A 12,816-nucleotide genomic window follows, 5' to 3' on the forward strand; every position below is an offset into this window, starting at 1 on the left:
CTCGTATTACGGTACTCTCAATGAATCCGCATGCCTCGCAACGCGCCTCGCTTTTTCAGTTTTTCAGCTCTGCCAAATATCACAGCCGCCTTGTCAGACAAATGACAAAAAGGGACGTTGTAGGTCGTTATCGCGGCTCTCTAATCGGCATCGGTTGGTCTTTTCTGCATCCATTGCTGATGTTGGCAGTATTTACGTTCGTGTTTTCGGTTGTATTTCAAACCAAGTGGGGGGTGCCTATTGAGGGGCAGGAAGAGGGGAAAGGAGTGTTTGCGGTTGTCCTCTTCGTCGGGCTTATAATGCATAGTTTTCTTTCTGAGGTTTTAACCCGCTCTCCAACCCTAATTTTGAGTAACGTTAACTACGTCAAGAAGGTTATTTTCCCTCTGGAGCTTATGCCCTGGATCGCGGTGCTAAGTGCACTGATTCATGCTTGTATCAGTTTAGCGGTTTGGTGTGTGGCGTACCTGGTTCTCATAGGCATCCCTGGATGGCAGATAATCTACATGCCTCTTGTTATGTTGCCTCTCGTGACTCTTGCGCTTGGCGTGGCTTATCTTCTAGCCTCTCTCGGTGTGTTTCTGCGAGATATCGCTCAAACGATGGGGATTTTGTCTAGCGTTTTGCTTTTTCTCTCGCCGGTATTTTTTCCGATAGAAAGACTCCCGGAGGTCTATCAGAAGCTTTTTTTGGCGAATCCTTTGACGTTTATTATTCAGCAGGCGCGGGATGTTCTGATCTGGCGTACACCACCTGACTTTGAAGGTTTGTTTGTGTATATGTCGGCCGCTACGATTGTCTTTTGTATTGGTTTTGGCTGGTTTCAGAAGACGAGACAAGGATTCGCAGATGTCCTCTGATATTGCAATCTCTGTGGATGGCTTAAGCAAGCGATATGAGGTTTTCAGTCAGCCGAAGGACCGCCTTAAGCAAATGGTTATGCCCAAGCTCAAAAAATTGATTGGGCTTGAGCCACCCCAGTATTTTAGAGAGTTTTGGGCTGTTAGGGATGTTTCGTTCTCGATAAATAAGGGTGAGACGGTTGGTATAATCGGTCGAAACGGGAGCGGAAAATCCACGCTGTTGCAAATGGTTTGCGGGACTGTCACTCCAACCGCGGGTCTCGTGACGACCAATGGTCGTGTAGCGGCCCTACTAGAGCTTGGCGCCGGCTTCAATGTGGAATTTACTGGTAGAGAAAATGTTTTGCTCAACGCCGCAATTCTGGGGTTCCCTCAGGAAGAGATGGAGCAACGCATGGGCGATGTGTTGGCATTTTCAGAGCTCGCGGAGTTCATTGACCAACCTGTCAAAACCTATTCAAGCGGTATGTACGCTCGGTTGGCCTTCTCGATCGCAATTCACGTTGATCCGGACATCTTGATTATCGATGAGGCTTTGGCGGTCGGGGATTCGCGCTTCGTAGCTAAGTGCATGCGCAGGATCAAAGAGATCCAACAGAGGGGTACGACCATTTTATTTGTGAGTCATGATGTGTCCTCAGTGCGCACTCTATGTGATCGAGCGATCTGGCTGAGTAATGGAAATCTCGTGGAAGACGGCGATGTATTTCCTGTAACGGGACGCTATATGGAGTTTATGTTCAGGGATGAAGACGGCTCTGATTTAAGTGGAGCAAACCAAGCAGCGAAATCCGAACTGAATGCTGGCGATGGGATACGCGACGACGTTGCTGTAGCCGGAGCTGGTTTGGATAGTCGACCGGTAACTCACTGGGGCTCTCACAAAGGTACAATACTCAGCGCTTCGGTTTGCAATTCAGAGAGCATTCGCAAGGATATCCACGAATGGGGCTGTCTTCTAAATATAGTAATCGGTGTGAAAATACCGGACGACATTCCGAGACAGCACCTAGGGATAGCTTTTGCGATTAAGGATCTCCAAGGCACTGACTTAATCGTTTCCACCACTCATGATCTCGATCGCTTGTCTCTCCCCGAAGAGGCGGAATTTGAAGTGTGTTTCAGACTCACAAACCCTTTGGTTAGCGGAAAATATTTGTTGGTTGCCGCAGTTGAAAACCGTCAACACCAAGATATTCATTACTACGAGTATTTTGAGGGCGCACATTATTTCTCTACTCTTTCCGAGGCGCGTTTTTTCGGGATCTTTCAGCCCCCCATTGACAAAAGTGTGAAGGTAGCACCATGCCGAACAACTTAAATCCACGACCAATCAATTCTAAGTCTTATTGGGATGACCGTTTCTCAAATGATTGGGTTGAAAATGATGGTCCTGCTCAGTCTCGATTCTTTGCCAGGCTCGCGCTGCAGAATATCCCTGCATGGCTATTACGTGAAATTCGTCGAGAAAAATTATCAGTAGTAGACTGGGGGTGTGCTGAGGGTGATGGGACGGACGCACTTGCTGAATCGATTGACCGATCTCAATTAACCGGTTTGGATTTTTCAGAAGTCGCTATCAGTGCTGCTAGAGGGCGATATAAAGCCATCAATTTCCAGACCAAAAACTGGCTTGACGAAGATATCGAAGTAGGAAGTGATCGGTCCAATACTTGCTTCGATGTTGTATTTTCCTCGAACACTCTTGAACATTTCCATGCGCCTTACCAAGTTCTGAAAAAGCTCTCCGAGAGATCGCGAAAAGCGATAGTTTTGGCCCTCCCATTTAGGGAGCTGGATCGAATTGACGAGCATCACGCATCTTTTCTGCCAGAGAATATACCATCTGAGGTCAACACGTGTTTCCAGCTTTGTCACTCTAAAGTCGTTGATTGTCGTGGTCTGCCGGATACTCAATGGTCTGGCGAGCAGATTCTTTTGGTGTACGGTCATAAAGATTGGCTGTCTTCGTTGAACCTCGTTCTTAACGATATTTCAATAGAGCAGCACGATATGGAGACCAAACTCAATGAATTGCAAGAGTCCGTGGAAGTACAGGGCGCGCGTTTATCGGAGCTCTTGAGCGAACTCGAGCGTAGCCAAAAAGCGCTGTTTGAGAAAGATCGGCTTTTATCCGAAAACGATGTAAAGCTTGCGGAACTTGAATCTCTTCAAAACTATGCCAAAGAGCTTGAAGCACTCATTGATGAAATCCAAGTATCAAGCTCGTGGCGGCTAACGAAGCCGTTGAGAATTGGCGGTCAATTTATTAGATCTCCATTAGTCAGCATTTATCGTTTGGGGAAGTATATTTTTTGGAGTCTTCCCCCATTTATGCGGAGAGCGCTTCAGGGGCCTCGCCACAGACTAGTAAGATATTTTAGAGGGTTACCCGTCGAAAGCAGCTCAAGTGGTCCATCATTAGGTCACAACGACTTGTCTTGGCTTAAATTTAAAGAGCTGATTCTTTCGAAAAGAGACTCTTACAAAGGAATATTCATACAGGAATTAGTCATTGATTGGAATGTTCCTCTATATCAGCGGCCTCAGCATATTAGTGCAGCAATGGGGCGTCTGGGCTTCTTGGTCATTTATCGCACAGACAACTGGGCTGGTGATGATGTGAATGGATTTCGCGAGGTGGCTGATAATGTATGGATTACTAACCGACATGAGGTCGATCAGATAAAAGGCGCAGTACGCTCCCTGTACTCTACCGCCTACGCTCACACTCCTGAAAGTGTTAAGAAGAGAGACGAAAGCGGTGTGTTGCTCTATGAATATATCGACCACATAGACCCAGAGATTAGTGGCGACGAGCAGAATATCAAAAGACTTTTAGCTTTGAAAAATTTTGCTTTTAATGGCGGAGCAGATTTCATTGTGGCCTCTGCCCGACAGCTATATGAAGAAGCTGTGGAGGCGATTGGTGAGGAACGCGTCATCTTGGCGCAAAATGGTGTTGATACTCGGCATTATCGCGATCTGGCGCATGCCGATGCACCTGTTCCCGAGAAGCTTGAGTCTTTTAGAGAGCGGTATGAAACTGTTGTTGGTTATTTTGGAGCGCTTGCCCCGTGGCTTTGGTATGAGGCCATCTCGGAACTGACGCGGCAAAGGCCGGATCTTGGCTTTGTATTCATAGGTCCAGATTACTATGGCGGAGCCCAGAAACTCCCTTCAGCCGATAATGTACTGTATCTTGGTGCGGTGGATTACAAAATACTACCGTCTTACGCAAGACGTTTTGATATTTGTTTTATTCCGTTTAAACCTGGCGAAATAGCTCGCACAACTTCTCCGCTAAAGCTATTTGAGTATTTTGCGCTTGAGAAGCCGGTCGTTGTGACTTCGGAGATGCGGGAATGCGTTCAATATCCAGAGGTTTTCAGAGGAGGCTCAGTACAAGAGCTTAGCAAGGCATTGGATGACGCAACGGTAAAAAAGAACGACGTGTCGTTTCGAAAGCGTCTTGCGCAGCTCGCTGATGAAAATGATTGGGACCAGAGGGCAAAGGCGATCAGTGTGTGTTTTGATAAATTCGAGGAATTAAGTGAATAGGTATCGGAAGTGCAAGAACCTCTTCAAGCGGCCGAAAGATGCTCGTTTATGAAACTGGTCTACTTATCTCCGGTGCCGTGGTCGAGTTTTTCGCAACGTCCTCAAAAGTTTGTACAGTGGTTTCATAAGCGCACTGGGGGAGAGGTCCTTTGGATTGAGCCTTACCCCACGCGATTTCCAGTCGCAGCGGATTTTGGGAGATTGAGAGCAGATAGCGTTTCTCAGTGTAGTAAACTTCCCACGTGGATTCACATAGCTCGCCCGCGATCTCTTCCTATTGAGCCTCTTCCAGGTTCTGGCGCAGTCAATCGTTTATTGTGGTCTGATGTATTGGAACAAGTTGAGGAGTTTGGGAGAGAGAAAAACATTCTAATAGTTGTTGGTAAACCCTCGGTTCTAGCTCTGCAGGTTTTGTCGAAATTTCCCGGAGTTCGTTCTTTTTATGACGCAATGGACGACTTCCCGGCTTTTTACGCAGGCCTCTCACAAATCGCTATGAGAAAACGCGAACGCCTTGTCGCGGAACAAACGGGCGAATTGTTCGTATCGAGCTCGGCGCTCAAGGAGCGTTGGAGTAGACTCGACAAAAAAGTGACACTGGTGCCCAACGGCCTGGATAAAAATATATTGCCTGAAGGCGTCAGGGCGAGGCAGAGGAGAGGTGGCAGAGCTATATTTGGATACGTTGGAACCATTGGCGCTTGGTTTGACTGGGAGTGGATTGATACTCTAGCAACGTGTAGACCTAACGATGAAATTCGGCTGATTGGTCCCGTGTTTCAGAGTGCCCCAGTTAATCTCTCGAACAATATTACTTTCCATCCTCCTTGTAGCCACAGAGATGCATTAGAGGCTATGAGCTGCTTTGACGTTGGTTTAATCCCTTTCAAACGCAATCAGCTAACGAGCTCGGTTGACCCCATAAAGTTCTATGAATATCGAGCGCTGCAACTCCCAATCTTATCTACGAAGTTTGGTGAAATGGGCTTTCGCCAACGAGAGCCTGGGACATACCTAACCGAAACCAAGCAAGATATCGAACTTATGGCTGAAGCTGCGCTCAACCACACATATGTAGAGGGCTCAGGTTCATTTTTGCGCGACAACTGCTGGGAAGCACGATTTGAAGCGTCTGGAATATTAGGGAATTAATAATTTCGGTTTGTTTGATTGTCATTCCCTTATAAAATCGAAACTAAATTTAATTGTCTAGTTTTAAGTCTCTGGTTCTCAGTAGCAATACCGATCAAGTTTTCAGATATTCGTTGGAGACTCTGGTGGGGTCTTAAATTGGCAAAGAGTTTTAGAACACATTGACGGTATTTCAAGAAATTTAGGCCAAATATCGGAAGAGGCGCAGCACCCCGACGTCTTGGGTATAATCACCACAGTTCGGTGCATTCTATCCATGGTTAGCTGCAACACTAATGCAATGAGAAAAGCGAGCAATGGCTAAAAGAGTAAACGTGCTCGTTTCGGGAGCAGGTGGGTTTGTTGGAAAGGCTCTCGTTAGGAGCTTGAGAGAGCATCCGAATTTTAGGATTAGTTGCTCAGTGAGATCGATTCAGGGGACACCCATTCCGGGCATGTTTGCAATTGGTGATATAGGCTCAAATACAGGCTGGTCAGACATCTTACAGAGTCAAAATGTGGTGATTCATGCTGCGGCGCGGGTACACATAATGGATGACAAAGCCCTCGACCCCCGTTTAGCTTTCCGCGAGGTAAACACCGAGGGCACACTAAACTTGGCTCGACAGGCCGCCAAAGCAGGCGTTCGCCGATTCGTGTTTATCAGTTCCATAAAAGTCAACGGTGAGCATACGTTGCAGGGTGCCCCGTTCACAGCGGATGATGCGCCTGATCCCAAAGATGCTTATGCGCTTTCAAAGCTGGAGGCAGAACGTGGCCTGTGGCAGATTGCGAGGGACACCGGTATGGAGATCGTCGTGATTCGGCCTCCGCTGGTATATGGTCCGGGGGTAAAAGGCAATTTCGCAAGTATGGTAGCGTCGGTGGCCAGAGGATTGCCTCTGCCGCTGGGCGCGGTGAACAATAAACGTTCGCTCGTGGCATTGGATAATCTAGTGGATCTGATTACGGTGTGCATAGAGCATCCCGCGGCAGCGAATCAGGTGTTCTTGGTCAGTGACGGTGACGATCTCTCAACGTCGGAGCTTCTGCGCCGTGTTGGGGCAGCCGTGAACAAACCAGCCAGGTTGATTTCGGTGCCCGGCAGCATTCTTGAATTGGCCGCGTTATTGCTTGGAAAAAAAGCGCTGGTGCGTAGACTTCTGGGGTCGCTGCAGGTAGACATCGACAAGGTGCGCGATTTGCTGGGTTGGGAGCCGCCGGTTTCAGTGGATGAGGGGTTGCGACGGTGTTGCGAAGCCAGGCGGAATTGTTAACGTGATTAGAATATGTGATGTTCTGTTATCATTGGCTGGGCTCATGTTGGGGGCACCAGTGCTCGCTATACTCTATGGGATCGGTCTTTTCGACACGGGATCACCCATTTTTCGCCAGGAACGGGTCGGTCGCGGGAAAAAGCCGTTTACGTTGATTAAGTTCCGGACCATGGCAGTTGACACCGCTTCCGTCGCGAGCCATCTTGCCAGCAGCGCCTCTGTTACGCGATTTGGCCGATTTCTTCGCCGTACCAAGTTGGATGAGCTGCCCCAACTCTGGAACGTGTTCAAAGGAGAAATGAGCCTCGTGGGACCCAGGCCCTGTCTGTTCAACCAACGGGAGTTAATCGCGGAGCGCGAAGTGAGGGGGGTGCTTGATGCCCGCCCCGGTATCACGGGTCTGGCGCAAATTAATGATATCGACATGTCTACGCCACGTTTGTTGGCGGAAACTGATGAGGCGATGCTGGCGCGGCTGAACATCCGGCAGTACTTCAGATACATTGCTTTAACGGTGTTGGGAAAGGGCACCGGTGATCGCTTAAGGGACTGACATTGATTCAGACATTCTTGAATTTACCAAGATATCAGAAGCGCATCATATCGGTTGCGTCCGATGTGTTCATGCTCTTTCTCTCAATTTGGGCTGCTTTTGCGCTGAGATTGGAGCAGCATTTTTGGATTCCAAACCAGGATCAGGTGGTTGCGGCAACAATAACCGTGGTGCTCACAATCGCTGTGTTCATCAGGCTGGGCCTGTACAGAGCGGTCATTCGCTTTCTTGGCGATAAAGCGTTTCTCACCATCATATACGGTGTGGTGGTGTCCAGCCTCTCGCTCATGGTGTTGGGCTATCTTCTACAGGCCTTTATTCCTCGTTCTGTGCCAGTTATTTACGGCGCATTGGCCTTCTTATTTGTTAGTGGCACCCGACTGGGCGTTCGCATTATCGTCAATCACCCGCGTCAACGTGCAAAAGAGGCAGTAGCCATTATTGGCACTGGTGAAACGGGCATGCAGCTGGCTTCGGCGCTTCAACAAGGCACGGAGTATCGGCCAGTGTTGTTCATATCGCTTCTACGCTCCAATCACAAGGCCATGATTAACGGCTTACCGGTAACCAGCGTTGAGCATATTGCCAAGCATGCCCAGAAGCACGGTGTACGCAGAATATTGTTGGCGCTGGATGCCGAATCAAAGGTAGATCGCAAAGAGTTGCTGAAGCGGCTTGAGCCTTTGACCTTGCCTGTCCAGACCGTGCCCTCCATGTCTGAGTTAGTAGCTGGTCAGGCCCGGATCAATGATATTCGAGATCTTGACATCGCAGACCTGCTTGGGCGTGAACCCGTGCGGCCAGATACGGCCCTGACCTCCGATAGCCTTCACCAGAAAGTCATCATGGTAACTGGTGCTGGGGGCTCGATCGGCTCAGAGCTTTGTCGACAGATTCTCCGCTATAAGCCACGGACGTTGGTGTTGTTTGAGCAGTCTGAGTTTTCTCTCTATGCCATCGAGAGGGAGTTGCAGTCCATTAACAGAGTTGAGGGGTTGGAGGTAACGCTCCACCCCGTGCTGGGCAGTGTAAATCATCGTCGTCGTTGCGAAGTGGTCATGAGAGCGTTCGGTGTTCAAGCTGTATATCATGCGGCGGCATACAAACACGTGCCACTGGTGGAGCACAATGTCATTGAAGGCGTGCAAAACAATGTTTTTGGCACCTGGCATGCAGCTGAGGCGGCGGTGGCGGCCGGTGTTGAACGTTTTGTGTTGATATCAACCGACAAGGCTGTTCGCCCTACCAACGTCATGGGCGCCAGCAAACGACTCGCCGAGCTTGTGTTGCAGGCTTTAGCTCAGCGGCAGAGCGGCACTGTTTTTTCCATGGTGCGCTTTGGCAATGTGCTGGGCTCTTCCGGCTCAGTGGTGCCCTTATTCAGGGATCAGATTCGCGATGGTGGGCCGATTACCGTTACCCACCCTGATATCGTGCGATATTTCATGACGATCCCGGAGGCAAGCCAGCTCGTGTTGCAGGCAGGGAGCATGGGCAAAGGTGGTGAAGTTTTCGTGCTGGACATGGGCGAGCCGGTCAAGATTGCAGATTTGGCCCGTAAAATGATTCACCTGATGGGTATGGAAGAAAGGACTGAAGACAATCCGGGCGGTGACATCGCGGTTTTGTACACGGGCCTGCGACCTGGTGAGAAGTTATTCGAAGAACTGCTGATTGGCGACGACCCCCAGGGTACGGTCCACCCCAGGATTATGATGGCGCGTGAAGTATCCATGCCTTGGTTTGAGGTTGAGAAAACTCTCGACAGTCTGATGCGTGCCAGCCAGAGTTTTAACTGCAAAGCTGTTGTGGATGTGTTGCAGGCTGCCCCAACAGGCTACGCACCAAACAGTGATGTTGTAGATCTTATTTGGTGCGCTGGCTCTCAGGCGTCTCTAGCAGCCGACAAAAAAGACAACGTGCGGCGCTTACCGATATAGCCAGTGTTGGATCACGGCGTTAGACAGTCCGTCGCCGTAAAATTGACGCTCGATTTATCAACATGGACGTTTCGATGATTAATATTAAACACCATGGCGCCACTACCGGCGTCACCGGCTCCTGTCACGAACTGTTGGTCGGCAACGCCGGCGTTCTGGTCGACTGCGGCCTGTTTCAGGGCGAAGACAAAGGAGCCGGCTCGGACGCCGAAAACCTTGCCATTGATTTCCCGATTGATCACATCCGGGCGCTGATTGTCACCCACGTACACATTGACCACGTCGGTCGAATTCCCTACCTGTTGGCCGCCGGCTTTAATGGGCCCATCATTTGTTCCAAACCTTCGGCGATTATGCTGCCGGAAATTCTTGAAGACGCGCTGAAAATCGGCTTCACCCGTGATCGCGCCTTGATCGAGAGAGTACTGGAGTTGATTCGCGCCCGCACTGTGCAAGTGCCTTATGGCGAATGGCATACTGTATTTGACGATGGCGACACGGCGTTGCGGGTACGTTTGCAGCGGGCAGGGCATATTCTCGGCTCCGCTTATGTGGAATGCGATGCTCGCGCGGGCGCTGCCCCCGAGCGCATTGTGTTCAGTGGTGATCTGGGTGCACCCCATGCCCCCCTGTTGCCGGAGCCACAGTCGCCGGAAAAAGCGGACCGTCTCGTTATTGAGAGCACGTACGGTGACAAGGACCACGAAGACCGGGAAACCCGGCGCTATCGTTTGAAAGCGGTTCTGGAGCACGCACTGGAAGATGGCGGCACGGTACTGGTGCCCGCGTTCAGTATCGGACGCACCCAGGAACTGTTGTATGAAATTGAAAGCCTGATTGCGGAGTTTGGTGACACGCCGGTCAGTGACCCGAAGCTCACCTGGAACGATCTTGAAATCGTTGTCGATTCACCACTGGCGGCCGAGTTTACCCGCATTTACGATCGCCTTCGGGCTTTCTGGGATGATGAGGCAACGGAATTGGTTCGTGACGGACGCCATCCGTTGTCTTTCGAGCAACTCACGGTCATAGGCGATCACCGTGACCATCTCGAGGCGGTTGATTATCTTGCCAGAACCAATAGGCCCTGCGTCGTGCTCGCGGGCTCTGGGATGTGCGCCGGGGGCCGGATAGTCAATTACCTGAAAAGGATGCTCGGGGACAGTCGCAACGATGTGCTTTTTGTGGGCTACCAGGCTGCGGGCACTCCGGGGCGAGATATCCTTACTTATGGCCCTCGAGGCGGTTGGGTGGAACTTGACGGTGAGCGTTACGAGATTCGGGCGCAGGTTCACAAGGTGGGAGGGTATTCAGCTCACGCCGGGCAGTCCGATCTGATTCGGTTTGTTGAGGGTATCGCGCAGGCGCCGACCGAGATTCGAATTGTGCATGGTGATCCCGGAGCCAAGCGTGCACTGAAATACAGGTTTCATGACTTGGGTCACACAGGAATAATGATTCCGTGAGTGCCTCGGGTGACGCTCTTATAAAAAGGATTGACTGTCTATGAAGAAGATAGCCGTTGTCGGCCTGGGTTACGTCGGCTTGCCGTTGGCTGCTGCGTTTGGTGAAAAGCGGGAGATCGTTGGCTTTGATGTCAACTCAAAGCGCATTGCTGAACTGAGGGACGGCGTAGATTTCACCCGTGAGGTTTCCTCAGAGGAGTTGGCAGCCTCTTCTGGTTTGTCGTTTACAGACTCCGTGGATGGCATTCGCGACTGTCAGATTTATATCGTGACCGTCCCAACGCCGATTGATGAATTCAAATCGCCCGATCTTACTCCGCTGGTCAAGGCCAGCGAAAGCGTGGGCAAAGTGCTTAAAGCCGGCGATATTGTGATCTATGAATCGACGGTGTATCCCGGTGCAACCGAAGAAGTCTGTGTTCCTGTGTTGGAGAAAGTCTCGGGCCTGACGTTCAATCAGGACTTTTATGCAGGTTATAGCCCCGAGCGCATCAATCCCGGCGACAAAGAGCACCGCGTCACTACTATTATGAAGGTGACCTCAGGCTCCACGCCGGAAATCGCGGAGGAAGTGGATGCGCTTTATGCCGATATCATTACCGCCGGTACCCATAAAGCGAGCTCTATCAAAGTCGCCGAAGCCGCGAAAGTTATTGAAAACACCCAGCGGGATCTGAATATTGCGTTAATCAACGAGCTGTCGATGATCTTTTCTCGTTTGAAGATTGATACCCATGAGGTGCTGGCCGCGGCGGGAACCAAATGGAACTTCCTGCCGTTCAAGCCGGGTTTGGTCGGCGGCCACTGTATCGGCGTGGATCCGTATTATCTCACCCACAAAGCCCAGTCTATTGGGTATCATCCAGAGATTATCCTGGCCGGTCGCCGAGTGAATGATAATATGGGACCGTACGCAGCTTCTGAGTTAGTCAAGGCCATGATCAAAGCCGGGCACACCATTGCCAGGGCCCGCGTGTTGGTGATGGGCTTTGCCTTCAAGGAAAACTGTCCGGATTTACGAAATACCCGTGTTATTGATGTGGTTAACGAATTGCAGGATTTTGGCTGCACCGTCGACATCACCGATTGCTGGGCAGACAACGAAGAAGCCCGCCACGAATACGGCATCGAATTATTGGATAACCCACATCAAGGTGAATATGATGCCGTTATGTTGGCCGTGCCCCATCGGGAGTACGCCGCACTTTCCTCACACGAACTGCGCGCATTTTTGAAAGATAACGGTGTATTGTTTGACCTGAAAGGTGTGCTGCCATTAGGCGAAGCCGACTTACGATTGTAATATGTTTTCAGTTCATCATTATTTAAACCAGCCTATGGCTGGTTTTTTTATTACTGATCAGTAAATAAAGTGCTTTGCCTTGATGGCGTATTTAACCTATTATTTGCGGTGATTTTTGGTCATACATCATAAGGGTTTTTATTCATGGCAAAGATTAACGATTACTACCAGAAGAAACAGCTTATGGAAAAGCTTTCTGCAGAATTGGCGCAGCTGGAGCAGGATCAGGCTCTCAAAGGTGAGTTGGAATTCGAGAACAAAGTTCGCGCGTTGATGAAAGAGTACAACAAGTCGCCGAAAGACGTGCTGCAGATTCTGGGTGCGATTGACCCCGCCATTGCCGGCGGCAAAGCGGATGCGCCGGCTGGCACCCGTGCCAAGCGCCCCCTGAAGACCTATAAGAATCCGCACACCGGTGAAGTGGTCAAGACCCGTGGTGGCAATCACAAGACGCTGAACGAGTGGCGTGAGAAGCACGGAAAAGATGCTGTGCAGAGCTGGCAGCAGGACTGATTCCGTTCGCGCCCTCTCTCCTGAGAGGGCGCAGCCGCTCTCCCCCATCTGTGACACAACTCATACTCCCCCTTTCCTTAACGCATTGTCATCTCTGCGTGTGACAGCGCTCACTCTATTGGCTTCAACGCCGTAAGCGCCGTTAAATCGACCCACTTGCCCTAATCGTATTGAGCCACTTTTTTCAAAGCCGGCAACTCGGCATTCCA

At 50.4% G+C, this 12,816-nt stretch carries 10 protein-coding genes; all 10 read left to right on the plus strand.

Annotated elements, in window-relative coordinates; translation table 11 throughout:
• Positions 1-20: 20 nt before the first annotated feature.
• The 10 genes from MLC70_RS08665 to MLC70_RS08710 all read left to right on the plus strand — a co-directional run bounded on the left by MLC70_RS08665 (position 21) and on the right by MLC70_RS08710 (position 12,607).
• A complete protein-coding gene (locus MLC70_RS08665; RefSeq protein ID WP_248183046.1) occupies positions 21-860 on the plus strand; it encodes an ABC transporter permease in 840 nt (279 codons plus the stop codon).
• Positions 850-2,184, plus strand: a complete 1,335-nt coding sequence (locus MLC70_RS08670; protein WP_248183049.1) for an ABC transporter ATP-binding protein — start codon at positions 850-852, stop codon at positions 2,182-2,184. The genes MLC70_RS08665 and MLC70_RS08670 overlap by 11 nt, the downstream gene beginning before the upstream one ends.
• On the plus strand, positions 2,169-4,424 hold the full coding sequence (locus tag MLC70_RS08675; protein WP_248183051.1) for a methyltransferase: 2,256 nt from the start codon (positions 2,169-2,171) through the stop codon (positions 4,422-4,424). The genes MLC70_RS08670 and MLC70_RS08675 overlap by 16 nt, the downstream gene beginning before the upstream one ends.
• A gap of 48 nt (positions 4,425-4,472) precedes the next feature.
• A complete protein-coding gene (locus MLC70_RS08680; RefSeq protein WP_248183055.1) occupies positions 4,473-5,576 on the plus strand; it encodes a glycosyltransferase family protein in 1,104 nt (367 codons plus the stop codon).
• A gap of 296 nt (positions 5,577-5,872) precedes the next feature.
• On the plus strand, positions 5,873-6,832 hold the full coding sequence (locus MLC70_RS08685) for a UDP-glucose 4-epimerase family protein (protein ID WP_248183057.1): 960 nt from the start codon (positions 5,873-5,875) through the stop codon (positions 6,830-6,832).
• Position 6,833: 1 nt separating this feature from the next.
• Positions 6,834-7,385 (plus strand): sugar transferase, encoded by a 552-nt coding sequence (locus MLC70_RS08690; RefSeq protein ID WP_248183059.1) that lies wholly within the window; start codon positions 6,834-6,836, stop codon positions 7,383-7,385.
• 2 nt (positions 7,386-7,387) lie between these two features.
• On the plus strand, positions 7,388-9,325 hold the full coding sequence (locus tag MLC70_RS08695; RefSeq protein WP_248183061.1) for a polysaccharide biosynthesis protein: 1,938 nt from the start codon (positions 7,388-7,390) through the stop codon (positions 9,323-9,325).
• A 74-nt stretch (positions 9,326-9,399) separates the two neighbouring features.
• On the plus strand, positions 9,400-10,791 hold the full coding sequence (locus MLC70_RS08700; protein ID WP_248183062.1) for an MBL fold metallo-hydrolase RNA specificity domain-containing protein: 1,392 nt from the start codon (positions 9,400-9,402) through the stop codon (positions 10,789-10,791).
• 40 nt (positions 10,792-10,831) lie between these two features.
• Entirely contained in the window at positions 10,832-12,094 is a 1,263-nt protein-coding gene (tviB, locus tag MLC70_RS08705; protein ID WP_248183064.1) for a Vi polysaccharide biosynthesis UDP-N-acetylglucosamine C-6 dehydrogenase TviB, read from the plus strand.
• A 144-nt stretch (positions 12,095-12,238) separates the two neighbouring features.
• The gene (locus tag MLC70_RS08710) at positions 12,239-12,607 is read left to right on the plus strand and encodes a histone-like nucleoid-structuring protein, MvaT/MvaU family (protein ID WP_248183067.1); all 369 of its coding nucleotides are present in this window, start codon (positions 12,239-12,241) and stop codon (positions 12,605-12,607) included.
• The last annotated feature ends 209 nt before the right edge of the window (positions 12,608-12,816 follow it).

It is taken from the genome of Marinobacter goseongensis (assembly GCF_023156235.1).
Lineage (GTDB): Bacteria > Pseudomonadota > Gammaproteobacteria > Pseudomonadales > Oleiphilaceae > Marinobacter > Marinobacter goseongensis.